This window comes from Halomonas sp. 3H, from assembly GCF_024206005.1.
GTDB lineage: Bacteria > Pseudomonadota > Gammaproteobacteria > Pseudomonadales > Halomonadaceae > Halomonas > Halomonas campaniensis.
In genome coordinates, this window is record NZ_CP100360.1 from 720,411 (window position 1) to 744,638 (window position 24,228).

Sequence of the window (24,228 nt, forward strand, 5' to 3'; positions counted from 1 at the left end):
CGCCGGCGCATGCCGAGGTTGGGTGGTGGCGCCCGCGGCGCTATACTGCGGCCATGACAATAGACCTTATCAGCAAGATCCCATGCCCGCGGCGCTCGTGCGCCCTCTCCCTCCTGCCGTCCCCGACCCTGCCAAGGATGCTCAACGCATGACCCACTGGACGCTCAGCGACGACCCGCACGCCAGCCGCGAGGCCCACAAGTACGACAATCCCGCCCCTAGCCGCGAGTACCTGCTCGCCCGGCTCGAGGAGGTCGGCAAGCCGATCACCCACGAGAACATGAGCCGCCTGCTGGGCCTCGACGACGAGGAACTCCAGGAGGCGGTGCGTCGCCGCCTGGCCGCCATGGAGCGCGATGGCCAGGTGCTGCGCAACCGCGCCGGGGCCTATGCGCTGATCGACAAGCTCGACCTGATCCGCGGCAAGGTGCTCGGCCATCGCGACGGCTTCGGCTTCCTGATCCGCGAGGACGGCAAGAAGCCTGACCTGGTGCTGCCGCCGCGGCAGATGCGCCGGGTGTTCCACGGCGACTACGTGCTGGCGCGCGTCAGCGGTCGCGACCGCCGCGGCCGCGACGAGGCCACCATCGCCGAGGTGCTCTCCCACAATACCCAGACCATCGTCGGCGTCTACCGCGAGAACACCCCCGAGTTCGGGGTGCTGATTCCCGAGAACCCGCGCATTACCCAGGAGGTGATCATCCCGCACAGCGCCTGCGGCGGGGCGAAGGACGGCCAGGTGATCTCGGCGAAGATCGTCCAGCAGCCGGAGACCCGGGTGCAGCCGGTGGGCGAGGTGGTCGAGGTGCTGGGCGAGCGCATGGATCCCGGGATGGAGATCGACATCGCCATCCGCAGCTACGAGATCCCCGCCGAGTTCCCGCCCGAGGTCCACGACCAGATCGCCGGCATGTCCGCCGAGGTGGTCGAGGACGACAAGCACCGCCGCATCGACCTGCGCGACGTGCCGCTGGTGACCATCGACGACGAGAGCGCCAAGGACTTCGACGACGCCGTCTGCGCCTGGAAGACCAAGTCCGGCAGCTGGAAGCTGCTGGTGGCCATCGCCGACGTCTCCCACTATGTGCGGCCGGGCAGTGCCCTGGACCAGGAGGCGATCCGCCGCGGCAACTCGGTCTACTTCCCCGGGCAGGTGGTGCCGATGCTGCCGGAGCTGCTCTCCAACGGCCTCTGCTCGCTGAACCCGGCCGTCGACCGGCTGGCGCTGGTCTGCGAGATGAACATCTCCCAGAGCGGCACCATCAGCCGCTACCGCTTCTACGAGGCGGTGTTCCAGTCCCATGCGCGCCTCACCTACAACAAGGTGGCGGCGATCCTCGACGAGGAGGACCCGGCCGGTGATGCCCTGCGCGAGGAGCATCGCGAGCTGGTGCCGTCGCTGAAGAACCTGCACGCCCTCTACCGCGTGCTGCGCGAGGCCCGCGAGGCCCGCGGTGCCATCGACTTCGAGACCACCGAGACGGCCATCGTCTTCAACGACGAGCGCAAGATCGAGAAGATCGTCCCGCGCAGCCGCAACGATGCCCACAAGATCATCGAGGAGTGCATGCTGGCGGCCAACGTGGCCACCGCCCGGTTCCTCGACAAGCATGACCTGCCGGCGCTCTACCGCATCCACGAGCGGCCGTCGCCGGAGCGCCTCGACAAGCTGCGGCTGTTCCTCGCCGAGCTGGGCCTCTCAGTAGGCGGTGGCGACGAGCCGACCCCCCAGCACTACCGCGATCTGGCCGAGGCGATCCGCGGGCGGCCGGATGCCGACGTGATCCAGACGGTGATGCTGCGCTCCATGAGCCAGGCGGTCTATTCGCCCCAGAACGAGGGGCACTTCGGGCTGGCCTACCCGGCCTATGCCCACTTCACCTCGCCGATCCGTCGCTATCCCGACCTGCTGGTGCACCGCGCCATCCGCTCGGTGATCCGCGGCCCGCGCCAGACCAATACCGTGCTGCGCGCCGACGACGCCAAGGTGGAGCCGCCCAGCAAGTGGTGCCCCTATACCTTCGAGCAGATGCTCGAGCTCGGTGAGCACTGCTCGATGACCGAGCGCCGCGCCGATGACGCCACCCGCGACGTGGAGGACTGGCTCAAGTGCGAGTTCATGTCCGACAAGCTCGGCGAGGTGTTCGAGGGAACCATCGCCTCGGTCACCCAGTTCGGCATCTTCGTGCGCCTCGACGAGGTCTACGTGGAGGGGCTGGTGCACGTCACCTCGCTGCCCTCCGACTACTACCACTACGAGCCGGAGAAGCACCGCCTCAAGGGCGAGCGCTCGGGCATGAGCTACCGCCTGGGCGATGGCGTCACCGTGCAGGTGGCGCGCGTCGACCTCAACGATCGCAAGATCGACTTCGCCCTGGCCGACGACAAGCCGCGGCCCAAGCGCACCCCGCGCCGTCGCCGTGCCGTGGACGACGCCCCCGACAAGGGGCGTGCCCGGGCCGGGGGCAAGCCGCCCAAGGCCGAGGCCGCCCCGGCGGCCAAGGCGGAGGAGGGCGACGGCAGGAAGCGCGGCGGCCGGCGGCGTCGCTCGCGCCGCTGAGCGATCCCTGACCCGACCCCGAGGGGCGCCGGCGGCCTGCCGCCGGCGCCTCGCTCGTTCTCACGCGTGGATGAAAGACATGAAACAGAAGCGACCCCGCCGCGCCGCCGGCGCCACGCCGGCCATCCCCGGCGGCCTCGAGGCCGTGTTCGGCGTCCATGCGGTGCGCGCCCTGCTCGAGCGTGGCGAGACGCCGCGGGAGCTCTGGGTGCAGGAGGGCGCTGCCGGCAGCCGCCTCGCCGAGCTGGTGGAGGTGGCCAGGCGGGGCGGCGCCCGGGTGCAGGTCCGGCCCCGCGACGACCTCGACCGCCTGGCCCAGGGCGCGTCCCACCAGGGCATCGTGGCCTTCGCCAGCCCGCTGGCCTTCGAGAGCGAGGCCGCGCTGTGGTTTCGCCTGGAGGCCTGGCCCCTGGAGGCCCCGCCGCTGCTGCTGGTGCTCGACGGGATCACCGACGTGCACAACTTCGGCGCCTGCCTGCGCAGCGCCGACGCCGCCGGCGTCCATGGGGTGATCGTGCCCAAGGACAAGGCCGCGCCGCTCAATGCCACGGTGCGCAAGGTGGCCTGCGGGGCCGCCGAGAGCGTGCCGGTCTACCAGGTCACCAACCTGGCCCGTGCCCTGGCGAAGCTCAAGGCGCTCGGCGTGTGGATCACCGGCACCGCCGGCGAGGCCGAGACGCTGCTCTTCGATGCCGATTTCACCGGGCCCACGGCGCTGGTGATGGGCGCCGAGGGCAAGGGCATGCGCCGCCTGACCCGCGAGGCCTGCGACGGCCTGGTCAAGCTGCCCATGGCCGGCTGCGTGTCGAGCCTCAACGTCTCGGTGGCGACCGGCATCTGCCTCTTCGAGGCGGTCCGGCAGCGCCGCGGCTGAAGCCCTTGGCGCTTGCCAAGTCGTCTGCCACTCTTTAGAATGCCTGCGCCCGTTCGCCTGCCGAGCGGGCGCCGGCTATTTCGGCCAATGTCATTTCGACAATCACTCCTTGCTTCCCCCGAGCGACTGCGGTCCTCGTCGAGGAAGCTGCCAAACCGCAAGGAGATCCCATGCGTCACTACGAAATCGTGTTCATGGTCCATCCGGACCAGAGCGAGCAGGTTCCGGCCATGGTCGAGCGCTACACCAGCCTCGTCACCGAGAACGGCGGCACCGTGCATCGCCTGGAGGACTGGGGCCGTCGTCACCTGGCCTACCCGATCAACAAGATCCACAAGGCTCACTACGTGCTGATGAACGTCGAGTGCGAAGGCGAGACCCTCGACGAGATCGAGAACATCTTCCGCTTCAACGACGCGATCATCCGCAGCCTGGTGGTGCGCTGCAAGGAAGCGATCACCGAGGCGTCGCCGATGATGAAGCCGGCGGAAGAGAAGCGCGCCCGTCGCGACGAGAAGCCCCGCGCCGAAACCGCCTGATCTCACCCATCGCACGTCTGAAGGAGTCTTCACATGGCACGCTTTTTCCGTCGCCGCAAGTTCTGCCGTTTCACCGCTGAAGGCGTGAAGCAGATCGACTACAAGGATCTGGACACGCTCAAGGCCTATATCACCGAGACCGGCAAGATCGTACCCAGCCGTATCACCGGGACCAAGGCCCGTTACCAGCGTCAGCTGGCCACCGCTGTCAAGCGTGCCCGCTACCTGGCGCTGCTGCCCTACACCGACAGCCACCAGTAAGAACCGGGCGTGATGCTGCCGATTGCCCGCTGGATGATGCGAGGCACGCCCCACGCCGCAGGCGGGGCGGCCATTGCCACGCTCGTCCCCTGGCTGTTCTGGCTGGGCGCGGCCATTGCCGCCCTGGTCACGCTGCGTCGCGGCCTGTCACCGGCCCTGCCGGTGATCGTCGCCGCGGCGCTGCCGGCGGGCTGGTGGTGGACCCAGGGCGACGTCATCCCGCTGTCCAGCGTGCTGCTGGTCACCCTGATGGCGGTCGTGCTGCGTTCGCGCATGCGCTGGAGCGAGGCGCTGATCATCGGTGCCCTGGTCGGCGCCGGCATGATCCAGTTCGGGGTCTTCCTGCCGCCCGGCGGCGCGGGGCCCATGCTGAAGCAGCTGCGCCAGGCCCCCGAGGTCGACCGCCTGCTCGGCGAGCTGACCAGCCAGGGGCTCGATACCGAGCAGCTGGCGGGGCTGCTGATCGGCGGGATCACCGGCCTCGTGGTGCTGATCGCCGCGGTGGCATGCCTGGCACTGGCGCGCAGCTGGCAGGCGGGGCTCTACAACCCCGGCGGCTTCCGCGAGGAGTTCCACGCGCTGCGCCTGGCGCCCCGGGAGCTCGCCGTGCTGGCGGTGCTCGGGGTGGTCGGCATGGTGCTGGGGCTGCCCGCCCTCGGCATGCTGCTGTGGATCCCGCTGCTCGTCGCCGGCATCGCGCTGGTTCATGGTTTCATCGGTGTTAAAGGGATGAACGGGCTGTGGCTGGTCGCCTTCTATGTGTTGCTGATCACCACCTGGCCCATGATTCTGATCGTGCTGCTGCTGGCCTTCATCGACGTCTTCGCGGACTTCCGCGGGCGCGTGGCCAGCCGCGACTGACAAGAGGTTTACGAGATGGAAGTCATTCTGCTCGACAACATTGGCAAGCTGGGCGGCCTCGGTGACCAGGTCACCGTCAAGCCGGGCTACGGCCGCAACTACCTGGTGCCCTACGGCCTGGCCGTGCCGGCCACCAAGGACAACATCGAGGCCTTCGAGGCCCAGCGCTCCGAGCTCGAGGCCCAGGCCGCCGAGCGCAAGGCCGAGGCCGAGGCCCGCGCCGCGCAGCTCAACGAGATCGAGCTCTCGCTGGTCGCCAAGGCCGGTGACGAGGGCAAGCTGTTCGGCTCCATCGGCCCGCGCGACCTGGCCGAGGCCATCGCCTCCGCCGGCATCGACGTCGCCAAGAGCGAAGTGCGGATGCCGGAAGGCCCGATCCGCGCCACCGGCGAGTACGACATCCAGCTGCACCTGCACGCTGACGTCGACGCCGTCGTGCGCGTGGTGGTGGTGGCCGAGTAAGGCCAGCTTGCCCGCCAGACGCCCCGGGCCTCCCGGGGCGGTCGGATCAGGGGCGCGAGGGAATCTCCCTCGCGCCCCTTTTTGGTATCTGCCTGCCGGACGGACCCGTCCCTTCCCGCGCCTCGGCGGGATAGGGAGAGCCGCCGGCCTGGGGTAGAATGTTCCCCCAGTTTCACCCAGGGGCCCCGCACCGCCATGAACGAGATGCTCGAGCACGACCAGGAAACCGCCGCCCTCAAGGTGCCGCCCCACTCGCTGGAGGCGGAGCAGTCGGTGCTGGGCGGGCTGATGCTCGACAACCAGGCCTGGGACAACGTCGCCGACCGCCTGGTGTCGGATGACTTCTATCGCTACGAGCACCGCCTGATCTTCAACGTCATGGCGGGGCTCGCCGAGGGCGGGCGCCCGCTGGACGTGGTGACCCTCTCAGAGGCGCTGGAGGGACGTGACCAGCTCGATACCGTGGGCGGCCTGGCCTACCTGGCCGAGCTGGCCCGCAACACGCCGTCCGCCAGCAACATCCGCGCCTACGCCGACATCGTTCGCGAGCGGGCCACCCTGCGCAAGCTGATCCGTGCCGCCAGCCAGATCGCCGACGGCGCCTTCAGCCCCCAGGGGCGGCCCGCCGACGAACTGGTCGACGAGGCCGAGCGGCTGGTGTTCCAGATCAGCGAGGAGCGCCCCAAGTCGGGCGGCCCCATCGGCATGAGCGAGCTGCTCGCCAAGGCGGTGGATCGCATCGACGAGCTGTTCAACATGCAGGGGGAGATGACCGGCCTCTCCACCGGCTTCCGCGACCTGGACGAGATGACCTCCGGGCTGCAGCCCTCGGACCTGGTGATCATCGCGGGCCGGCCCTCCATGGGCAAGTGCATCATGGCCGGCTCTCGGCTGGTGGATCCGGGAAGCGGGGCGCTGGTGACCATCGATGAGCTGGTGGCCCGTCAACAGGCCGACCTGTTCTCCCTGGGCGATGACTTTCGCCTGGAGCCGGCGTGCGCCAGCGCCTTCGTGGATGACGGGCACAAGCCGGTCTTCCGGGTGCGCACGGCGCTGGGGCGCGAGATCTGCACGACCCTGACGCACCCCTTCCTGACCGAGGCCGGCTGGCAGCCCCTGGAGCACCTCGAGGTGGGGGAGCGCGTAGCCGTCCCGCGGCGCCTGCCGGTCTTCGGTCGAGAGCGCCTGCCGGAGCACCAGGTGAAGGTGCTGGCCTACATGCTCGCGGATGGCGGCGCGACCCAGACCAATGCGCTGTTCACCAATGCCGACCCACGCCTGCGTGAGGAGTTCGCCGAGGCGGTGGCGGCCTTCCCCGGCCTGACGTGTCGACTGGTGGAGAGCGCCGGGCGCACGCCGGCGCTGCGTGTGAGCCGTGAGCCCCAGACCCTGTCCACGGCGCGCCAAGCCTTCGGCAAGGCGCTTCGAGAGGCGCTGGCTCGGGCCGGGATGACCGGAGAGGCGCTGGCGGGAGCGCTCGACGTCAGCAAGGCGGCGGTCAGTGCCTGGTGCCATGGGCGGACCATGCCTGTCGAAGCCACCTTCGGGAAGCTCTGCCACGTACTGGAGGTTTCACCGGCCGATCTCGAAGTGACCGATTACGCTCAGGCGGCCAAAAATGCTACCAACCCGATGCGGCGTTTCCTGGAGGCCCACGGGGTATGGGGCGTGAAGGCTACCGGGAAGCGGATTCCCGCCGGGGTCTTCAGCCTCGAGAAACCGCTGCTGGCACTCTTCCTCAACCGGCTCTTCGCCTGTGACGGCAGCGCCTTCGTGCAGGCCAACGGCCAGGCCAGGATCAGCTACGCCTCCTCCAGCCGGGAACTGATCCGCGAGGTGCAGCACCTGCTGCTGCGCTTCGGCATCCTTGCCAAGGTGCGTGAGAAGTCACATGCCCAGGCCAGCCCTGACTGCCTGCCCTGGGAGCTGGAGATTCTTGACCGCGCCAGCATCGAGACCTTTGTCGCCGAGATCGGGATCTTCGGCAAGGAGTCACGGCTTGCCGAGGTCCAGGCATGTCTGGCTGGCAAGCGGCATCACAGCAATCGCGACAGCCTTCCGCGTTCGGTCAATCGCTATGTGCAGGCGGTCAAGGGAGAACGCTCCTGGCGTCACCTGTTCGAAGCAGCCGGTCGCCGGCTGCCAGAGGGTGGCAACCTGCATCTCAGCGGCAGCAGCGAGCGCTGCCTGTCGCGGACGCGCGCGGCGGAGCTTGCCGAGGTGCTGCAGGATGAGTATCTGGCGAACCTGGCCGACTCGGATCTCTACTGGGACGAGATCGTCGAGATCACCCCCCTGGGGCGTCAGCAGGTCTATGACCTGACCGTGGAGGGGACCCACAACTTCGTCGCCGAGGATGTCTGCGTCCACAACACCACCTTCGCCATGAACCTGGTGGAGCATGCGGTGATCGCAAGCGACAGGCCGGTGATGGTGTTCTCCATGGAGATGCCCGCCGAATCGCTGATGCTGCGCATGCTCTCGTCGCTGGGGCGCATCGACCAGACCCGGGTCCGGACCGGCCAGCTTGAGGACGAGGACTGGCCGCGGCTCACCTCGGCGGTCAACCTGCTCAAGGACAAGCAGCTGTTCATCGACGATACCGCGGCGCTTTCGCCCAACGAGATGCGCTCGCGCATCCGGCGGGTGGTGCGCGAGCACGGCAACATCGGGCTGGTGATGATCGACTACCTGCAGCTGATGCAGATCCCCGGCTTCTCCGAGAACCGCACCGGCGAGATCTCCGAGATCTCGCGCTCGCTGAAGGGCATGGCCAAGGAGTTCGGCTGCCCGGTGGTGGCGCTCTCCCAGCTCAACCGCTCGCTGGAGCAGCGACCCAACAAGCGACCGGTGATGTCGGACCTGCGCGAATCCGGCGCCATCGAGCAGGATGCCGACGTGATCGCCTTCGTCTACCGCGACGAGGTCTACAACCCGGACAACCCGGACAACCAGGGGCTGGCCGAGCTGATCATCGGCAAGCAGCGTAACGGCCCCATCGGCACGGTGCACATGGCTTTCATCGGCAGGTACACCCGCTTCGAGGACCTGGCCCCGGACAGCTACGGCGATACCTTCGGCGAGTAGGCCGGGAGTCGGTCTCGACTTGAGCGCGGCGCGCAGGGCCGTATAATCCCGACCCCTCGACTCAGCAGCTAGACCCACAGGAAGGAGGCACCATGGCAGGCGGATTCCGGCGCGGCAATCGGCAGCGCACCCCGAAACTGGAGGCGCGCGGCGAACTCCAGTCGATGGAGCGGGAGGGACCCTTCAAGGAGTGGTTGGGCATGCCCGACCTCTACCGCTACCAGCTGGTGGTGGACGGCGAGGCCTACAGCTACCAGACCGAGGACGCCGAACTGCCGGTGCAGGTCGGCGACCGGGTGGTGTTCCGCTACAAGGAGACCAAGGCCGGCAAGTGGGTCGACCGCAACTCCCTGGGCAAGGCGATCGACCCCTCGACCTACCAGTGACCTCCGGAACCCTCCCCGGCGCTCGCGGTCACACCAGCGACACGGTATGTTAATTCGGATGTCATCGGGCACGGCCAGGCTGTGCCCGGTCTGCATCCGATCCATGACCATTGGAGGGAACCATGGAACTCAAGGAACTCAAGGCCTTTGCGGCCCGCCACGACAACTACGAGATTCGCGTGATCAGCCATGCGGGTAGCCGCTTCTACCAGGTGGAACTGGAGGACATCGAGGGCCAGCGTCACATGCTGAGCCGGCAGGGCAAGCCGGTGCTGTTCCGCTCGCTGGACGACGTCTACCTGGAGCTCAAGCGCGCCGGCATCCATCGCGCCTATCTGGTGCAGCAGGTGCCCCACGACGAGGTGATCGGCCGCGACGCCCACTACCAGGACCCGCTGACCTCGCGCATGCCGCTGGTCTTCTGACTCGGCCCCTGCAGGGCGGCGCCATCCCCGCCGCTCACGACTTCCGCCGCCTCTCCAGCCAGCGCCCCAGGCGCACCCGGCGGCGGGCGAACCATCGATACCCCGCATCCATCAGGCCTGCCAGCCCCGGCAGCGTGCTCAGCCACACCAGCCGACGGTAGCCGAGCACGGCATAGAGCGCGCGGCTGGCGTCCATGCCGATGAACCAGCGCCCCTCGGCGTCGCTCAGGTGCAGCCGGCCCATCATCCCCTCGAAGGTCTTTCCGAGCGCTTCGGCATCGAAGCCGGGTGCCTGGATGTCCACCAGCGCCACCCGCTCTCGTCGCGGGTGGCGCGTCAGCCAGGCCACCTCCCGCTGGCAGAGCGGGCAGTGGCCATCGTGGTAGAGGGTCACCGGAGCGTGGGCGTCCAGGGTGTCGCGTCGGCTCATGTTCTCTCCTTGCGGGGCTGAGGGGCAGGCGAATAGCCGGCCCGATGGATGCCGCGCTGCCCCTGGCCGTCATCGTGCCAGGCCGGGGCGCTCTCCAGCCCGGCCAGGAAGGCCTCGGCCTGCTCCCGCATCGCCCGCCGCTTCTCGTCGCCCATCCGCGAGAGCGAGCCGTAGATCAGCTTCATGCGCGGATTGCCCGACAGGGCGTCGGAATGGCGCTCGAGGAAGTGCCAGTAGAGGCTGTTGAGCGGACAGGCATCCTCGCCGGTCACTCGCTTCGGGTCGAAGCGGCAGTGGCGGCAGTGGTCCGACATGCGGTCGATGTACTTGCCCGAGGCGCAGTAGGGCTTGGAGCCCATCAGGCCGCCGTCGGCATGCAGCACCATCCCCAAGGTATTGGGCAGCTCCACCCACTCGCAGGCGTCCACGTAGACCGCCAGGTACCAGTCGCAGAGCGCCTCAGGCGCCACGCCACAGAGCAGGGCGAAGTTGCCGGTGACCATCAGCCGCTGGATATGGTGGGCGTAGGCATGGTCGCGGGTCATCTCGATGGCGCGTCCCAGGCAGCGCAGCTCGGTGTCGCCCGTCCAGTAGCAGGCCGGCAACCCGCGGGTGGCCTTCAGGGCATTGCCGCGCTTGTAGTCGGGCATGCGGGTCCAGTAGAGCCCGCGCACATACTCCCGCCAGCCCAGCACCTGGCGGATGAACCCCTCCGCCGAATTGAGGGGCGCGCGGCCCTCGAGGTACTCGCGTTCGACGGCCTCGCACACCTCCCGCGGCGAGAGCAGCCCGAGGTTCAGCGCCGCCGAGAGCCGGGAGTGGAACAGGAAGGGGGCGTCGTCGCTGATGGCGTCCTGGTAGCGGCCGAAGTCGGGCAGGCCGTGGCGCAGGAAGTGGTGCAGGTCGACCCGCGCCTGTCGGCGGGTCACCGGCCAGTCGAAGGCGTCGAGGCGGCCGAAGTGGTCGCCGAAGTGCTCCTCGACCAGGGCCAGCACCGCCTCGGTGGTGCCGTCCCGGCCATGGTGGGGCGGCTCGGGGAAGTTCGGCGACGCGGGCAGCGGCTCGCGGTTGTCGTGATCGTAGTTCCACTGGCCGCCGGCGGGAGAGTCGCCCTCCATCAGTAGGCCGCTGCGCCGGCGCTGCTCGCGATAGAAGTGCTCCAGGCGCAGCGACTTGCGGCCGGAGGCCCAGGCGGCGAAGTCGTCCGGGGTGGTATAGAAGCGGTCGTCCTCGATCAGCCGCCAGGGGAGGGGGGCCGTCTCGCGTTCGCGCATCGCCTGCCAGAGGCGCCACTCGCCGGGGCGCACCACGCGGATCTCGTCGCAGCCGTACAGGGTCCCCAGCCGCTCGGCCTCCGGGATCAGCGCCTGGGTATTGTCGGGGTCGTCCAGGGCGCTGTAGTGGACGCGCAGGCCCTGTTCCCGCAGCTCCTCGGCGAAGTGGCGCATGGCCGACAGCATCATGGCGATCTTCTGGGGGTGGTGGGGCACGTAGCGACCCTCGGAGGCCACCTCGCAGAGGGCAACCACGCTGCCGTCGGGCAGGGCGGCGAGGCTGGCCAGGTCGTGGCTGAGCTGGTCGCCGAGGATCAGCACCAGGGGGCGGGACATGGGTTGATCTCAGGCTGTACAAATTCTCCTGATAGTACAACTTCATCCCCGCCGCGGCGAGGGCCTGATACACTAGTCTCCGTCTCATCACCCCCGGCACGTATCGACCAAGGAGCCCTCCCATGACCACCGCGACCACGGACTCGGCCAACTCCGACATGGACCGCCCCGGCAGCGGACGCCTGGCCCATGCCCCGTCCGACCACCCCCCGGTGGCCAGGGCGAAGGTGGGCGTGCTGCTGGCCAACCTGGGCACGCCGGATGCCACCGACTACTGGTCGATGCGTCGCTACCTGAGCGAGTTCCTCTCCGACAAGCGGGTGGTCGACTACGCCAGCTGGAAGTGGCAGCCGCTGCTGCAGCTGATCATCCTGTCGCGTCGCCCCTTCAAGTCCGGCGAGGCCTACCGGAGCATCTGGAATACCGAGAAGGACGAGAGCCCGCTGCTGACCACCACCCGCGAGCAGACCCGCAAGGTGGCCGAGGGGCTCGCGGCGATGTTCGGCGATCAGGTGATGGTCGACTTCTGCATGCGCTACGGCAACCCCTCCACCGACAGCGTGCTCCGGCGCATGCAGGCGGCGGGCTGCGAGCGGATCCTGTTCTTCCCGCTCTACCCCCAGTACGCCTCGCCGACCACCGCGACTGCCAACGACCAGGCCTTCCGCACCCTGATGACCCTCAAGTGGCAGCCCGCCTTCCGCACGGTGCCGGCCTACTTCGAGCACCCCCGCTACATCGAGGCCCTGGCCAGTTCGGTCCGCGAGGGCTATGCCGCCGCCGAGACGCCGCCGGAGGTCCTGGTGGCCTCCTACCACGGCGTGCCCAAGCGCTACCTGATGGAGGGCGACCCCTACCACTGCCAGTGCCAGAAGACCACGCGGCTGCTGCGCGAGGCGCTGGGCTGGGAGGGGGAGGCCATCCAGACGGCCTTCCAGTCCCAGTTCGGCCCCGAGGAGTGGGTGGGGCCCCAGACCGTGGAGCACGTGGCCGAGCTGGCCCGCCAGGGCAGGAAGCATATCGCGGTGGTCTCGCCGGCCTTCTCCTCCGACTGTGTCGAGACCCTGGAGGAGATCGAGGAGGAGATCCGCGACGCCTTCCTCGCGGCCGGCGGCGAGACCTTCACCTACATTCCCTGCCTCAACGACCGCGACGACCACATCGCCGCGCTGCTGGCGATCATCGAGAACGAGCTGGGCGGCTGGGTCACGCCGCGCCCCTGACGGATGAGGGCCCCGCAATGCGGGGCCCTCGCGTCGTGGCGGCCGTCACTGCCGTCGCCTGCGCTGCCGCGAACGCCAGGGGTGGCGCGCCTTGGCGGGGCGTGCTACCCGGCTCTGGCCCACGTCCTCGTCGCGGAACTCCGGCACCGAGCCGCGGGTGCTGGTGAGGAAGCGCAGGTGCATGTGCAGGCCGGTCTTGGCCAGCATGTGGCCTGTCACCGGGGCGGTGATGAACAGGAACAGGGTGATCAGCAGCTCCTGGACGTGGAGCTCCCGCTGGGTGATCGTGAAGTAGAGCATCGAGGCGATCAGCACGCAGCCGATGCCCAGGGTGGTGCCCTTGGTGGGCCCGTGAAGGCGCATGAAGAAGTCCTTGAACTGCAGCATGCCCAGCGAGCCGGTGAAGGCGAAGATGCCGCCGGCCACCAGCAGGAAGGCGATCACGCCCTCGGCGATCACGTAGAACGTCATGTCGGGCTCCTCACTCGATGATGTCGCCGCGCAGCAGGTAGCGGCAGATGGCCATGGTGCTGACGAAGCCAAGCATGGCGATCAGGATCGCCGCCTCGAAGTAGGTCTTGGTGTTGAGCCACAGGCCCAGCAGCACGATCAGCGCGATGGAGTTGACGTACATGGTGTCCAAGGCCAGCAGCCGGTCGGGGATGTCCGGCCCGATCGCCAGGCGATAGACGTTCATGGCCAGCGCCAGCACGATCAGCGCCAGGCTGATCATCAGGGCGGTATCTAGCATTCGAAGATCTCCTTGAGCGGGCGTTCGTAGCGCTCGCGAATCTCCTGCACCAGGGCCTGCTCCTCGCGCATGTCCAGCACGTGGATCAGCAGCGAGGAGTGGTCCAGGCGGATGTTGGTGGAGACGGTGCCCGGCGTCATGGTGATGGTGTTGGCCAGCAGGGTGATGGTCAGCGGCTCCTTGACCTCGAGGGGATACTCCACGAAACCGGGGTGGGGCTCGCGCCGGGGGGTCAGGATCAGCAGGCTGACCTGTAGGTTGGCCTTGACGATGTCGTAGAGCACCACCAGCACGAACCAGGCCAGCTTGATCGGGTGCCTGACCGGGGGCAGCGGGTCCCAGAAGCGGCGGGTGAGCAGCGGGATGCCCACGGCGAGCAGGGCCCCGAGCAGCAGCTGGCCGGGCGCGACGCTGCGTGCCATCAGCAGCCAGACCACCAGCAGCACCAGCGACAGGGTGGGAGTCGGCAGGAATCGGCCCAGCGGCTTCATGGAATGGGCTCCTCGCGGTTTGGCGTCAGGGAGGTCGCCGGCATGGCCTCCTCGCCGAACAGCCGGGTGATCTTGGTGGCGGGGTCGGCCAGCTGTTCGGCCGTCGCCAGGGTGTAGCTGCTCAGGGGGCCGGAGAACCCCACCAGCAGCGGGGCGGTGGCCAGCAGCCAGAGTACCCCGGCCAGCTGGGCCCGGCTGACCCGGCCGGCCGCGACCTCGCCCTTGTAGCTGGCCCAGAAGAACACCGACCCGGCCCGGGAGAGGGCGATCAGAGCGCACAGCCCCGCCAGCAGCAGCAGCGGCCAGAACCACAGCCGCGCGACGCCCTCCGCCGCCTGCATCATCAGCAGCTTGCCCAGGGCGCCTGCCAGCGGTGGCAAGCCCGCCACCGCCACTGCCGAGACCAGGAAGAGCCCGCCCAGCAGCTGGCGCTGGTGGAGGCGGCGGGCGCGCACCAGGCGGGTGCCGGCCTTGCCGCGCTGCTGGCCGATCAGCTCGGCGATCAGGTAGAGGGCGCCGCACACCAGGGTGGTATGGGGCAGGTAGTAGAGCAGCGCGGTCACCGCCTCGGTGGAGCCCAGCGACTTGCCGGCCAGCAGGGTACCCACCGAGACCAGCACCAGGTAGGCGATCAGCGGTCGGAGGTCGCGGGCGGCCAGCACGCCGATGCCGGCCAGGGCGATGGTGGCGAGGCCCGACCACCAGAGCCAGGTGGTGATCGCCTCTGCCGCGGGGGTGTCGACGAAGATCAGCGACTGCACGCGCAGGATGGCGTAGAGCCCTACCTTGGTCATGATGGCGAACAGGGCCGCCACCGGGGCCGGCGCGGCCGAGTAGGTGCGCGGCAGCCAGAAGTAGAGGGGCAGCAGCGCGGCCTTGAGGCTGAAGACCACCACCAGCAGCAGCGCGCCGGCGGTGACCAGGGCGGTCTGATCGCCGGTCATGGCGGCGAGGCGCCGGGCCATGTCGGCCATGTTGAGGGTCCCGGTGGCGCCGTAGAGCACGCCCAGTGCCACCAGGAAGAGCGCCGAACCGGCCAGGTTGAGGATCACGTAGTGCAGGCCGGCGCCCACCCGCTCCTTGCCGCCACCGTGCATCAGCAGCGCATAGGAGGCCAGCAGCAGGATCTCGAAGAACACGAAGAGGTTGAACAGGTCGCCGGTGAGGAAGGCGCCGTTGAGCCCCACCAGCTGGAGCTGGAAGAGCCCGTGGAAGTGGCTGCCCCGGGCGTCGTCGCCGGCGCAGGCGAACATCACGCAGCCCAGCGCCAGCACGGCGGTGAGCAGCAGCATCAGGGCGGAGAGCCGGTCGAGCATCAGCACGATGCCGAAGGGGGCCTGCCAGTTGCCCAGGGCATAGAAGATCAGTTCGCCCCCGGCCGCCTGGGCGAACAGCCAGCCCCCGACCAGCAGCTGGGCGACGCAGAGCCCGACGCTGAGGCGTCGCTGGGCGGGGTCGCCGGCCCGGGTGGGCAGCAGCAGGACGAGCGCACCGATCAGGGGGATGAGGATCGGGAGGATCACCAGGTGCTGGCTCATCGGGAGTCTCCCGCCTCGCCCTGCTGGCCGTCCACGTGGTCGCTGCCCAGCTCGCTGCGGGCGCGGATGGCCAGGATCACCACGAAGGCGGTCATGGCGAAGCCGATCACGATGGCGGTCAGCACCAGCGCCTGGGGCAGCGGGTCGGCCGGGGTGATCGAATCGCCGATCACCGCCGCGGCGTGGGTGTTGAGGCCGCCGGTGGAGAACAGGAAGAGGTTCACCGCATAGGAGAGCAGCGCCAGGCCGACGATCACCGGGAAGGTGCGGCCGCGCAGCAGCAGGTAGATGCCGCTGGCGGTCAGCACGCCGACGACCAGTGAGAACAGGGCTTCCATCAGCGTTCCTCCAGGCGGGGACGGTGCAGGGTGGTGACACGGCCCAGGTTGATCAGGATCATCAGGGTGGCGCCGACCACGGCCAGGTAGACGCCGAGGTCGAAGAGCATCGCCGAGGCCAGCTCGAACTCGCCGATCAGCGGCAGGTGGAAGTGGCCGAAGGCGGAGGTCAGGAAGGGGTAGCCGAATAGCCAGCTGGCCAGGCCGGTGGCCACGGCGATGGCCAGGCCGGACACGGCCACCACCGGGTAGGAGAGCGGCAGCCGTTCGCGGGTCCAGTCGTGGCCGCGGGCCATGTACTGCAGGATCAGCGCCACGGCGGTGATCAGGCCGGCGATGAAGCCGCCGCCGGGCTGGTTGTGGCCGCGCAGGAAGATGTAGACCGACACCAGCAGCGCGAGCGGCAGCAGGATCTGCGCCACCACGGCGAGGATCATCGGATAGCGGTGGCGCGACCAGCGGATCCCCTCGAGGTTGCCTGCCGGCATGAACAGCTTCATGCGGTTGAGCAGCTTGAAGGTGGCAAGGCCCGCCAGGGTCAGCACGGTGATCTCGCCCAGGGTATCGAAGCCGCGGAAGTCCACCAGGATGACATTGACCACGTTGGTGCCGCCGCCCCCCGGGACGCTCTCGCGCAGGAAGTAGTCGGCGATCGAGATCGTCTCGCGGGTCAGCAGCGCATAGTTGAGCATCGCCACCACGCCCCCCAGGGCGGTCGCCAGCACCAGGTCGCGGAGGATGCGCCGGCGCGACACCAGCAGCGGCGGGCGCTGGGGCAGGAAGAACAGCGCCAGGATCAGCAGGATCATGGTGACCACCTCCACCGACAGCTGGGTCAGCGCCAGGTCGGGAGCGGAGAAGCGCACGAAGGTGAGCGAGACGGTGAGCCCCACCACCGAGAGCATCAGCAGCGAGACCAGCCGCCAGCGATGGCTCAGTGCACTGCCGATGGCGCCGAAGGTCATCAGGGCGGCGCCCAGCACCAGCATGCCGTCCAGCGGCTGCAGGCCGCGCTCGCCGGTGAGTGTCTCGAGGTTGGCCAGCCCGACGCCCACCATGCCCAGGGCGGTGAGCACCAGCAGGGCCTGGTAGCGCTGCAGCGAGCCGTTCTCCAGGCGCATGGTCAGCCACAGGGCCGCCTTGATCACCCGCAGCAGCGCCGCCTCGAAGACCCGGCTGGCATCCCGGGCGGGGAAGAGGGCGGCGATGTCGGCCAGGCGCCGCTGCTGGCGCAGCACCAGCGCCCCGGCGATCACCGCGACCAGGCTCATCGCCAGCGGCAGATTGAGGCCGTGCCACAGGGAGAGGGCGAGCAGCGGCGTGGTGTCGCCCTGCACGGCGAGGCTGGCGGCATTGACCAGCGGGGCGGCCAGGGTCATGGGGAAGAGGCCCACCGCCAGGCTCATGGCCGCCAGGAAGAGGCCGGGCGCCAGCATGCCGCGGGCCGGGTCATGGGCCTTGAGGGGCGGCTGGGCCTTCTGCTCCCGCGTCAGCTTGGGCGCGGCGAAGAACAGGCTCCAGATCAGCCGCAGCGAGTAGGCCACCGAGAGGGTGGCGGCCAGCATCACCAGCAGCGGGATCAGCGCGCTCAGCGCCCCCAGCACGTTGTTGACCAGGCTCTGCTCGAAGAGCATCTCCTTGGAGAGGAAGCCGTTGAAGGGCGGGAAGCCGGCCATGGCCGAGCCCGCCAGGATCACCATGGTGCCGGTGAGCGGCATCATCGACCACAGGGCCCCCAGGCGGTCGATGTCGCGGGTGCCGGTCTCGTGGTCGATGATGCCCACGCTCATGAACAGCGCCGCCTTGAAGGTGGCGTGGTTGAGGATATGGAACACCGCGGCGACGATGGCCAGTGGGCTGCCCAGCCCCAGCAGCAGGGTGATCAGCCCCAGGTGGCTCACCGTGGAGAAGGCCAGGATCCCCTTGAGGTCGCGCTCCAGCAGGGCGAACCAGGCGGCATAGAGCATGGTCGCCAGTCCCACCAGGGAGAGCGATATCGCCCACAGCTGGCTGTCGCCGAGCGCCGGGGTGAGCCGCGCCATCAGGAAGACGCCGGCCTTGACCATGGTGGCCGAGTGGAGGAAGGCCGATACCGGGGTGGGGGCGGCCATGGCATGGGGCAGCCAGAAGTGGAAGGGAAACTGGGCCGACTTGGTGAAGGCGCCGAACAGCACCAGGGCGAGGATCAGCGGATAGTGGGAGGAGGCGCGGATGGCGTCACCCGCCGCCAGCACCTCCCCCATGGCGAAGCTGCCCACCGCCTCGCCGATCAGCAGCAGGCCGGCGAGCAGCGCCAGGCCCCCGGCACCTGTCACCACCAGCGCCATGCGGGCGCCGCGTCGGGCATCGCTGCGATGGCCCCAGAAGCCGATCAGCAGAAAGGAGGTGATGCTGGTCAGCTCCCAGAACAGCCACAGCAGCAGCAGGTTGTCGGCCATGGCGATACCGATCATGGCGGTCATGAACAGCATCATGTAGGCGAGGAACCGGCCGTCGTCCTCGTCGGCGGCCAGATAGTGGCCCGCGTAGTAGAGGATCAGGCTGCCGATGCCGAGGATCAGCAGCGCGAACAGCAGGGTCAGGCCGTCGATGCGCAGTGCCAGGTCAAGGCCCAGCAGCGGCATCCAGGGCAGGGTGAAGGTGATCACCTCGCCGTCGAGCACGGCCGGTGCCTGGGCCAGCACCAGGCCGAGGGCGAGCAGGGGAGCGACGAGGGTGGCGAGGGTGCAGGCGCGGCGGCCGTGGCGGGTGGTGAATACCGGCACCAGGGCGCCGAGGAGGGTGAGGAGGGGTATCCACAGCAGTGCCATTGGTCAGCTCGTCCACGCAATGGCGGGGAAGCGCAATTGGCCAGGCCGGGCACCGGGGGAGCAGGGTGCGCTGTGGCCCAGGCAGCCACGTCACCGCCTGGCTCGTCGTTCCTCGACGGAGGGAGCCTCGTCGAGGCGCTGGAGTGCGACAAGGGGTCGCCCCGGAAACGGCAGGATAATCATTCACTAATGATAAGATGCCGCCTTTCGTTTAAGGTGTGGTAACGCCCTTTCTTGCCACTCGCCGGCGTGAGTCTATAGGCTTTCACTATCGATAAAAAGGCCGTCGGGTGTTGCGCTGCGTCATCCATTAGGCGAATGCTGACCCAGGTCAGTTCCCGCCGAGACGTCCTCAGTCCCCTCGTGGACGATCCAGACCAGGAGAGCTTCGTGTGATGCAACTCGCCGTGCTGTCGGGGTTCGCGCTGGCCGCCTCCGCGCCCCTCTTCCATCGCTGGTTCGGCGATCGGGCCAGTTTCGTGCTGGCCGCCTACCCGGCGCTGCTGGCGCTGTGGTTCTTCGGCCAGCTTCCCGCCGTGATGGGCGGCGAGGTGATCACCCTGGTGCTCGACTGGGTGCCGTCGCTGGGCATGAGCCTGACCTTCGTGGTCGACGGCCTGTCGCTGCTCTTTGCCCTGCTGGTCACGGTGATCGGTACCTTTGTGCTGATCTATGCTGGCGGCTACCTCAAGGGCCACCCGGACCTGGTGCGCTTCCACGTGGCGATCCTCGCCTTCATGGTGTCGATGCTGGGCCTGGTGCTGGCCGATGGCCTGATCACCCTGTTCGTCTTCTGGGAGCTGACCAGCATCACCTCCTACCTGCTGATCGGCTTCAACCATGCCGACCTGGAGGCGCGCAAGTCGGCCCGGCAGGGGCTCTTCGTCACCGTGGCGGGGGGGCTGGCGCTGATGGCCGGCCTGGTGATGCTGGGCATCGCCGGTGGCAGCTGGTCGCTCGCCGAGCTCAACGCCATGGACGACGTCCTGCGCGAGCACGACCTCTACACGCCGCTGCTGATCTGCCTGCTGCTCGGGGCCTTCACCAAGTCGGCTCAGTTCCCCTTCCACTTCTGGCTGCCCAATGCCATGGCCGCGCCCACTCCGGTTTCGGCCTACCTGCATTCGGCGACCATGGTCAAGGCGGGCATCTATCTGCTGGCCCGCCTGCAGCCGAGCCTGGGCGGGACCGAGATGTGGACGGTGACGCTGTCGGTGGTGGGGGCGCTGACCATGTTCACCGGCGCCTTCCTGGCGATCCGCCACACCAACATCAAGAAGCTGCTGGCCTACTCCACGGTGATGGCGCTGGGCACCCTGACCATGCTGCTGGGCATCGGCACCGAGGGGGCGCTGATCGCCTTCGTTACCTTCCTGCTGGCGCACTCGCTCTACAAGGGCGCCCTGTTCATGGTGGCCGGCATCCTCGACCACGAGACCGGCACCAAGGACGTCACCGCCATGGGGGGGCTGCGGGTGCTGATGCCGGTGACCGCCGGGGTGGCGATGATCGCCGCGCTGTCGCTGGCCGGGGTGCCACCGCTGTTCGGCTTCATCGGCAAGGAGCTGATGTTCGAGTCGGTGCTCCAGGCCAGTCACTACCGCTGGCTGGTCGTGCTGCTGGCCTTCGCCGCCGCGATCCTGACCATCGCCGTGGCGGCCATCGTGGCCCTGCGCCCCTTCTTCGGGCAGCGTCGCCAGACCCCGCGGGTGGCCCACGAGGCGCCGGCCTCCATGCTGCTGGGCCCCGGCGTGCTGGCGCTGCTCTCGCTGCTGCTGGGCCTGGTGCCGGTGCTGGCGGGCAGCGGGCTGCTCGCGGCGGCGGCCAGCGCCGTGGCCGGTGCGCCGGTGGCGGTCAAGCTGTCGCTGTGGCACGGCATCAACCTGCCGCTTCTGATGTCGCTGGTGAGCCTGGCGCTGGGCTACCTGCTGTTCAGGCGCTGGGACCGGGTGCGCGCGCGCCTCGCACGCCTCGATCCGCTCATCGCCCGGGGGCCGGAGGCGGGCTACGACGCCTTCATGGATGGCGTGGTGGTGGTCTCCGAGTGGCAGACCCGGGTGCTGCAGAACGGCTACATGCGCAACTACATCCTGGTGATGGTCGTGACCCTGATCGCCCTGGTAGGCAACTCGCTGCTGCTGCGCCACGCCCCCCAGTTCGCCTTCCAGCTGGACGTGCAGTTCCACGAGGCGATCGTGGTGGGGATGATGGTGATGGGGGCGCTGTTCGCGACGATCGCCCGCTCGCGGCTGGGAGCGGTGGTGTCGGTGGGCATCATGGGCTTCTCCATCGCCCTGACCTTCATCCTGTTCAGCGCCCCCGACCTCGGCATCACCCAGCTGCTGGTGGAGACGTTGACGGTGATCCTGCTGGTGCTGGTGCTGTTCCGGCTGCCCAGGTTCTCCAGCCTCTCGACCCCGCTGGAGCGCGTGCGTGACGTGGCCGTGGCCGGCAGCATGGGCGGGCTGATCACCCTGCTGATCCTCACCTCCTGGAGCATCGACCAGTTTGCCCCGATCTCCGGCTACATGATCGACAACAGTGCGCCGCTGGCCCACGGCCGCAACATCGTCAACGTGATCCTGGTCGACTACCGCTCGCTGGATACCCTGGGCGAGATCTTCGTACTGGCCCTGGCCGCCATCGGGGTCTTCGCCATGCTCAAGCTGCGCGCCCCGGAGAAGCCGAAGAAGCCCGCACCGGCCAAGGAGACCACCGATGGTTAAATCCGGCACCATCATCCTCAATACCGCGGCGCGGCTGCTGATGCCGCTGCAGCTGCTGTTCTCGATCTTCCTGCTGCTGCGTGGCCACGACGAGCCCGGCGGCGGCTTCATCGCCGGCCTGGTGGCGGCGGGGGCCTTCACCCTCTACCTCTTCGCCTTCGGAGTCAGCGCCACCAAGGAGGTGCTGCGCATGGTCGACCCGCGGGACCTGATCGGCATGGGGCTGCTGCTCGGCATGATCTCGGTGGTGCCCGCCTGGTTCGTCGGTGAGCCCTTCCTGACCGCGCAGTGGTGGACCATTCCGGGCATCGACTTCAAGGCCTCGACGCCGCTGATCTTCGACATCGGGGTCTACCTGGCCGTGCTGGGCTCGGTGGTGACCATGGTGATGACGCTGATGGAGGTGGACAAGGATGAGCCCTGAGACCGCCCCGCTCCCCCTGACAGGAGACGCCCTATGGAACCCTTGATGGCCGTGGCCATCGGCCTGCTCTACGGCGCGGCGATCTTCCTCATGCTGCGCCGCTCGATCGTCAAGCTGGTGATCGGCCTGATGCTGCTGTCGAACGCCGCGAACCTGCTGATCTTCACCTCCGCGGGCATGACCCGCGGCGCTCCGCCGCTGATCCCCGAGGGCATGCAGGCCCCGCCCGGCGTGGTGGCCGACCCCTTGCCCCAGGCGGTGGTGCTGACCGCCATCGTGATCGCCTTCGGCGTGCTGGCCTTCGCCGTGGTGCTGATCCGCCGGGCCTACGAGATCGTCAAGGCCGATGACCTGGACAAGATGAAGGATACCGACACGTGAGGCCCGAAGTCGCACTTCCCGTCCTCCTCCCGCTGCTGTCGGGTGCCATCTCGCTGCTCTTCTGGCGCTCCCGACCGATGCAGCGCTTCACCGCCGTGGCCGGCAACCTGGCGCTGCTGGTGATCGCCCTGTGGCTGTTCGCCTCGGTCCGGCAGGAGGGCTACGTGACCATCCAGATGGGGGGCTGGGAGGCCCCCTACGGCATCACCCTGGTGGCCGACATGCTCAGCGCGGTAATGGTCGTGCTGACCGCGCTCATCGGGCTGGTGCTGTCGGTCTACTCGCTGGCGTCCACCGGGCCGGACCACGAGAAGTTCGGCTTCTACCCGCTGATGCACCTGCTGCTGGCGGGGGTCGCCGGGGCCTTTCTCACCGGCGACATCTTCAACCTCTACGTGTGGTTCGAGGTGATGCTGGTGGCCAGCTTCGCGCTGCTGATCCTCGGCGGCGAGAAGGCGCAGATGGAGGGGGCCATCAAGTACGTCACCCTCAACCTGCTGGCCTCGGTGATCTTCCTCACCGCCGTCGGCCTGCTCTACGGCATGGTGGGCACCCTCAACATGGCCGATATCGCCCTGCGCCTGCACGAGGCGGAGCACCGCGGCATGGTCGAGGTGCTGGCGGTGATGTTCATGGTGGCCTTCGGCATCAAGGCGGCGGCCTTCCCGCTGTTCTTCTGGCTGCCGGCCTCCTACCACACCCCGCCGGTGGCGGTATCGGCGCTGTTCGCCGGCCTGCTGACCAAGGTCGGGGTCTATGCGCTGTTCCGGGTCTTCACCCTGATGTTCGACGAGACCCTGGACTACACCCAGGACCTGTTGATCTGGGGGGCGGCGCTGACCATGGTCACCGGGGTCCTGGGGGCGGCGGCCCAGTACGAGTTCCGGCGCATCCTGTCGTTCCATATCGTCAGCCAGATCGGCTACATGCTCCTGGGCCTTGCGCTCTACACTCCCCTGGCCATCGCCGGCGGCATCTTCGCGGTGATGCACAACATCGTGGTCAAGACCAACCTGTTCCTGATCAGCGGCATCACCCGGCGCCTGCAGGGCACCTACCAGCTGAAGAAGATGGGCGGGCTCTACCGGGAGCGCCCCTGGCTCGCCGTGGCCTTCTTCCTCTCGGCCTTCTCGCTGGCCGGCATCCCGCCGCTCTCGGGCTTCTTCGCCAAGTTCGTGATCGTGCGCGCCGGCATCGAGGCCGAGGCCTACGTGGTCACCGGCATCGCCCTGGCGGTGGGCCTGATGACGCTCTACTCCATGGTCAAGATCTGGAACGAGGTGTTCTGGAAGTCGCTGCCGGAGGACAACCTGGTGCCGGAGCGCGAGGTGCTGGTGGGTGACGACAGCCGCATGGTCAAGCCGAGCCTGTGGCTGATGACCCTGCCGGTCGGGGTGCTGGCGGCGATGTCGCTGCTGATCGGCGTCTTCGCCCAGCCGTTGATGGTGATCATGACCGTCATCGGCGACCAGCTGATGAACCCCCAGGGCTACATCGATGCCGTGCTGGGGCAGGGGGCCGATGTGACCGAGGCCCTGCTGGAGATGCCGCTCGAGGAGGTGAGCCCATGACCGGAGCCATCTGGAACCTGCTGCTGGCGCTGGCCTGGGTCGTGCTGAGCGGTGACTTCACCGGGCTGAACCTGACGGTGGGGCTGGTGTTCGGCTACATCACCCTGGTGCTGATCGAGCCCCAGGTGGAGGCGCTCCAGGGCTACCCGGCGCGCATCCCGCGAATCCTCGGCTTCCTCGGCTTCTTCATCAAGGAGCTGCTGATGGCCAACCTCAAGGTGGGCTTCGACATCCTGACCCCGCCCTGGCACATGAAGCCCGGGGTGATCGCCATGCCGCTGGACGCCCGTACCGAACTGGAGATCACCATGGTGGCCAACCTGATCTCGCTCACCCCCGGCACCCTCAGCCTGGACGTCTCGGACGACCGCAAGGTGCTCTATATCCACGCCATGTTCCTCGATGACGAGGAGGAGCTGCGCCGCAACCTCAAGGAAATGGAATACCGTGCCCTGGAACTGTTTCGCTGAGCCTGCCCGC

Annotated in this window: 23 protein-coding genes; 15 read left to right on the top strand and 8 right to left on the bottom strand. The window is 68.5% G+C overall.

Features of this window, described 5'->3' with window-relative positions; translation table 11 throughout:
- Window positions 1-148 precede the first annotated feature (148 nt).
- The 9 genes from rnr to NFC98_RS03520 all read left to right on the top strand — a co-directional run bounded on the left by rnr (window position 149) and on the right by NFC98_RS03520 (window position 9,455).
- A complete protein-coding gene (rnr, locus tag NFC98_RS03480; RefSeq protein WP_254276767.1) occupies window positions 149-2,560 on the top strand; it encodes a ribonuclease R in 2,412 nt (803 codons plus the stop codon).
- 70 nt (window positions 2,561-2,630) lie between these two features.
- A complete protein-coding gene (gene rlmB / locus NFC98_RS03485) occupies window positions 2,631-3,434 on the top strand; it encodes a 23S rRNA (guanosine(2251)-2'-O)-methyltransferase RlmB (RefSeq protein WP_254276768.1) in 804 nt (267 codons plus the stop codon).
- A 170-nt stretch (window positions 3,435-3,604) separates the two neighbouring features.
- On the top strand, window positions 3,605-3,973 hold the full coding sequence (rpsF, locus tag NFC98_RS03490) for a 30S ribosomal protein S6 (protein WP_183330320.1): 369 nt from the start codon (window positions 3,605-3,607) through the stop codon (window positions 3,971-3,973).
- Between the two features lie 33 nt (window positions 3,974-4,006).
- Window positions 4,007-4,234 carry a 30S ribosomal protein S18 gene (rpsR, locus tag NFC98_RS03495; RefSeq protein WP_023004506.1) on the top strand — a complete coding sequence of 76 codons (228 nt, stop codon included), beginning with the start codon at window positions 4,007-4,009 and terminating at the stop codon, window positions 4,232-4,234.
- A gap of 12 nt (window positions 4,235-4,246) precedes the next feature.
- The gene (locus tag NFC98_RS03500; RefSeq protein WP_254276769.1) at window positions 4,247-5,095 is read left to right on the top strand and encodes a hypothetical protein; all 849 of its coding nucleotides are present in this window, start codon (window positions 4,247-4,249) and stop codon (window positions 5,093-5,095) included.
- A 15-nt stretch (window positions 5,096-5,110) separates the two neighbouring features.
- Window positions 5,111-5,557, top strand: coding sequence for a 50S ribosomal protein L9 (rplI, locus tag NFC98_RS03505; protein ID WP_183330318.1), 447 nt, complete (start codon window positions 5,111-5,113; stop codon window positions 5,555-5,557).
- A gap of 204 nt (window positions 5,558-5,761) precedes the next feature.
- Window positions 5,762-8,644, top strand: coding sequence for a replicative DNA helicase (dnaB, locus tag NFC98_RS03510; RefSeq protein ID WP_302055106.1), 2,883 nt, complete (start codon window positions 5,762-5,764; stop codon window positions 8,642-8,644).
- 92 nt (window positions 8,645-8,736) lie between these two features.
- The gene (locus tag NFC98_RS03515; RefSeq protein WP_183330316.1) at window positions 8,737-9,030 is read left to right on the top strand and encodes a hypothetical protein; all 294 of its coding nucleotides are present in this window, start codon (window positions 8,737-8,739) and stop codon (window positions 9,028-9,030) included.
- 122 nt (window positions 9,031-9,152) lie between these two features.
- A complete protein-coding gene (locus NFC98_RS03520; RefSeq protein ID WP_254276770.1) occupies window positions 9,153-9,455 on the top strand; it encodes a DUF6482 family protein in 303 nt (100 codons plus the stop codon).
- A gap of 34 nt (window positions 9,456-9,489) precedes the next feature.
- Here NFC98_RS03520 and NFC98_RS03525 read toward each other — a convergent pair whose 3' ends face one another.
- The gene (locus NFC98_RS03525; RefSeq protein WP_254276771.1) at window positions 9,490-9,885 is read right to left on the bottom strand and encodes a thiol-disulfide oxidoreductase DCC family protein; all 396 of its coding nucleotides are present in this window, start codon (window positions 9,883-9,885) and stop codon (window positions 9,490-9,492) included.
- Window positions 9,882-11,495, bottom strand: coding sequence for a cryptochrome/photolyase family protein (locus NFC98_RS03530; RefSeq protein WP_254276772.1), 1,614 nt, complete (start codon window positions 11,493-11,495; stop codon window positions 9,882-9,884). The genes NFC98_RS03525 and NFC98_RS03530 overlap by 4 nt, the downstream gene beginning before the upstream one ends.
- Before the next feature lie 122 nt (window positions 11,496-11,617).
- Between NFC98_RS03530 and hemH the strand changes: the two genes are divergently transcribed.
- On the top strand, window positions 11,618-12,718 hold the full coding sequence (gene hemH, locus NFC98_RS03535) for a ferrochelatase (protein WP_254276773.1): 1,101 nt from the start codon (window positions 11,618-11,620) through the stop codon (window positions 12,716-12,718).
- Window positions 12,719-12,763: 45 nt separating this feature from the next.
- Here the strand turns inward: hemH and NFC98_RS03540 are convergent, their stop codons facing one another.
- From NFC98_RS03540 to NFC98_RS03565, 6 genes are read right to left on the bottom strand one after another with little or no spacing between them, the layout of a single operon-like run.
- On the bottom strand, window positions 12,764-13,189 hold the full coding sequence (locus NFC98_RS03540; RefSeq protein ID WP_254276774.1) for a Na+/H+ antiporter subunit G: 426 nt from the start codon (window positions 13,187-13,189) through the stop codon (window positions 12,764-12,766).
- A 10-nt stretch (window positions 13,190-13,199) separates the two neighbouring features.
- Window positions 13,200-13,469, bottom strand: coding sequence for a K+/H+ antiporter subunit F (locus NFC98_RS03545; RefSeq protein WP_183330310.1), 270 nt, complete (start codon window positions 13,467-13,469; stop codon window positions 13,200-13,202).
- Window positions 13,463-13,960 (bottom strand): Na+/H+ antiporter subunit E, encoded by a 498-nt coding sequence (locus NFC98_RS03550; RefSeq protein ID WP_254276775.1) that lies wholly within the window; start codon window positions 13,958-13,960, stop codon window positions 13,463-13,465. Before NFC98_RS03550 ends, NFC98_RS03545 begins: the two co-directional genes overlap by 7 nt.
- A complete protein-coding gene (locus NFC98_RS03555) occupies window positions 13,957-15,498 on the bottom strand; it encodes a monovalent cation/H+ antiporter subunit D (RefSeq protein WP_254276776.1) in 1,542 nt (513 codons plus the stop codon). The genes NFC98_RS03550 and NFC98_RS03555 overlap by 4 nt, the downstream gene beginning before the upstream one ends.
- Window positions 15,495-15,836, bottom strand: a complete 342-nt coding sequence (locus NFC98_RS03560) for a Na+/H+ antiporter subunit C (RefSeq protein ID WP_254276777.1) — start codon at window positions 15,834-15,836, stop codon at window positions 15,495-15,497. Before NFC98_RS03560 ends, NFC98_RS03555 begins: the two co-directional genes overlap by 4 nt.
- Window positions 15,836-18,646, bottom strand: coding sequence for a monovalent cation/H+ antiporter subunit A (locus NFC98_RS03565; protein WP_254276778.1), 2,811 nt, complete (start codon window positions 18,644-18,646; stop codon window positions 15,836-15,838). The genes NFC98_RS03560 and NFC98_RS03565 overlap by 1 nt, the downstream gene beginning before the upstream one ends.
- Before the next feature lie 395 nt (window positions 18,647-19,041).
- Between NFC98_RS03565 and NFC98_RS03570 the strand changes: the two genes are divergently transcribed.
- From NFC98_RS03570 to NFC98_RS03590, 5 genes are read left to right on the top strand one after another with little or no spacing between them, the layout of a single operon-like run.
- Complete coding sequence (locus NFC98_RS03570) at window positions 19,042-21,372, top strand: putative monovalent cation/H+ antiporter subunit A (protein WP_254276779.1); 2,331 nt, start codon at window positions 19,042-19,044, stop codon at window positions 21,370-21,372.
- Window positions 21,365-21,796 (top strand): Na+/H+ antiporter subunit B, encoded by a 432-nt coding sequence (locus NFC98_RS03575; RefSeq protein ID WP_254276780.1) that lies wholly within the window; start codon window positions 21,365-21,367, stop codon window positions 21,794-21,796. Before NFC98_RS03570 ends, NFC98_RS03575 begins: the two co-directional genes overlap by 8 nt.
- 33 nt (window positions 21,797-21,829) lie before the next feature.
- Entirely contained in the window at window positions 21,830-22,177 is a 348-nt protein-coding gene (locus NFC98_RS03580; protein WP_254276781.1) for a Na+/H+ antiporter subunit C, read from the top strand.
- Window positions 22,174-23,748, top strand: a complete 1,575-nt coding sequence (locus NFC98_RS03585; RefSeq protein WP_254276782.1) for a Na+/H+ antiporter subunit D — start codon at window positions 22,174-22,176, stop codon at window positions 23,746-23,748. Before NFC98_RS03580 ends, NFC98_RS03585 begins: the two co-directional genes overlap by 4 nt.
- Window positions 23,745-24,218 (top strand): Na+/H+ antiporter subunit E, encoded by a 474-nt coding sequence (locus NFC98_RS03590; RefSeq protein WP_183330301.1) that lies wholly within the window; start codon window positions 23,745-23,747, stop codon window positions 24,216-24,218. The genes NFC98_RS03585 and NFC98_RS03590 overlap by 4 nt, the downstream gene beginning before the upstream one ends.
- The last annotated feature ends 10 nt before the right edge of the window (window positions 24,219-24,228 follow it).

Excerpts from the sequence above, each read along its gene's own strand:
- NFC98_RS03540 (WP_254276774.1), bottom strand. The coding sequence starts at position 13,189 with ATGACGTTCTACGTGATCGCCGAGGGCGTGATCGCCTTCCTGCTGGTG.
- NFC98_RS03500 (WP_254276769.1), top strand. The coding sequence starts at position 4,247 with ATGCTGCCGATTGCCCGCTGGATGATGCGAGGCACGCCCCACGCCGCA.
- rlmB (WP_254276768.1), top strand. The coding sequence starts at position 2,631 with ATGAAAGACATGAAACAGAAGCGACCCCGCCGCGCCGCCGGCGCCACG.
- rnr (WP_254276767.1), top strand. The coding sequence starts at position 149 with ATGACCCACTGGACGCTCAGCGACGACCCGCACGCCAGCCGCGAGGCC.
- NFC98_RS03570 (WP_254276779.1), top strand. The coding sequence starts at position 19,042 with ATGCAACTCGCCGTGCTGTCGGGGTTCGCGCTGGCCGCCTCCGCGCCC.
- NFC98_RS03565 (WP_254276778.1), bottom strand. The coding sequence starts at position 18,646 with ATGGCACTGCTGTGGATACCCCTCCTCACCCTCCTCGGCGCCCTGGTG.
- rpsR (WP_023004506.1), top strand. The coding sequence starts at position 4,007 with ATGGCACGCTTTTTCCGTCGCCGCAAGTTCTGCCGTTTCACCGCTGAA.
- rplI (WP_183330318.1), top strand. The coding sequence starts at position 5,111 with ATGGAAGTCATTCTGCTCGACAACATTGGCAAGCTGGGCGGCCTCGGT.
- NFC98_RS03545 (WP_183330310.1), bottom strand. The coding sequence starts at position 13,469 with ATGCTAGATACCGCCCTGATGATCAGCCTGGCGCTGATCGTGCTGGCG.
- NFC98_RS03520 (WP_254276770.1), top strand. The coding sequence starts at position 9,153 with ATGGAACTCAAGGAACTCAAGGCCTTTGCGGCCCGCCACGACAACTAC.
- hemH (WP_254276773.1), top strand. The coding sequence starts at position 11,618 with ATGACCACCGCGACCACGGACTCGGCCAACTCCGACATGGACCGCCCC.
- NFC98_RS03575 (WP_254276780.1), top strand. The coding sequence starts at position 21,365 with ATGGTTAAATCCGGCACCATCATCCTCAATACCGCGGCGCGGCTGCTG.
- NFC98_RS03515 (WP_183330316.1), top strand. The coding sequence starts at position 8,737 with ATGGCAGGCGGATTCCGGCGCGGCAATCGGCAGCGCACCCCGAAACTG.
- NFC98_RS03530 (WP_254276772.1), bottom strand. The coding sequence starts at position 11,495 with ATGTCCCGCCCCCTGGTGCTGATCCTCGGCGACCAGCTCAGCCACGAC.
- NFC98_RS03590 (WP_183330301.1), top strand. The coding sequence starts at position 23,745 with ATGACCGGAGCCATCTGGAACCTGCTGCTGGCGCTGGCCTGGGTCGTG.
- NFC98_RS03580 (WP_254276781.1), top strand. The coding sequence starts at position 21,830 with ATGGAACCCTTGATGGCCGTGGCCATCGGCCTGCTCTACGGCGCGGCG.
- rpsF (WP_183330320.1), top strand. The coding sequence starts at position 3,605 with ATGCGTCACTACGAAATCGTGTTCATGGTCCATCCGGACCAGAGCGAG.
- NFC98_RS03550 (WP_254276775.1), bottom strand. The coding sequence starts at position 13,960 with ATGAAGCCGCTGGGCCGATTCCTGCCGACTCCCACCCTGTCGCTGGTG.
- NFC98_RS03560 (WP_254276777.1), bottom strand. The coding sequence starts at position 15,836 with ATGGAAGCCCTGTTCTCACTGGTCGTCGGCGTGCTGACCGCCAGCGGC.
- NFC98_RS03555 (WP_254276776.1), bottom strand. The coding sequence starts at position 15,498 with ATGAGCCAGCACCTGGTGATCCTCCCGATCCTCATCCCCCTGATCGGT.
- NFC98_RS03525 (WP_254276771.1), bottom strand. The coding sequence starts at position 9,885 with ATGAGCCGACGCGACACCCTGGACGCCCACGCTCCGGTGACCCTCTAC.
- dnaB (WP_302055106.1), top strand. The coding sequence starts at position 5,762 with ATGCTCGAGCACGACCAGGAAACCGCCGCCCTCAAGGTGCCGCCCCAC.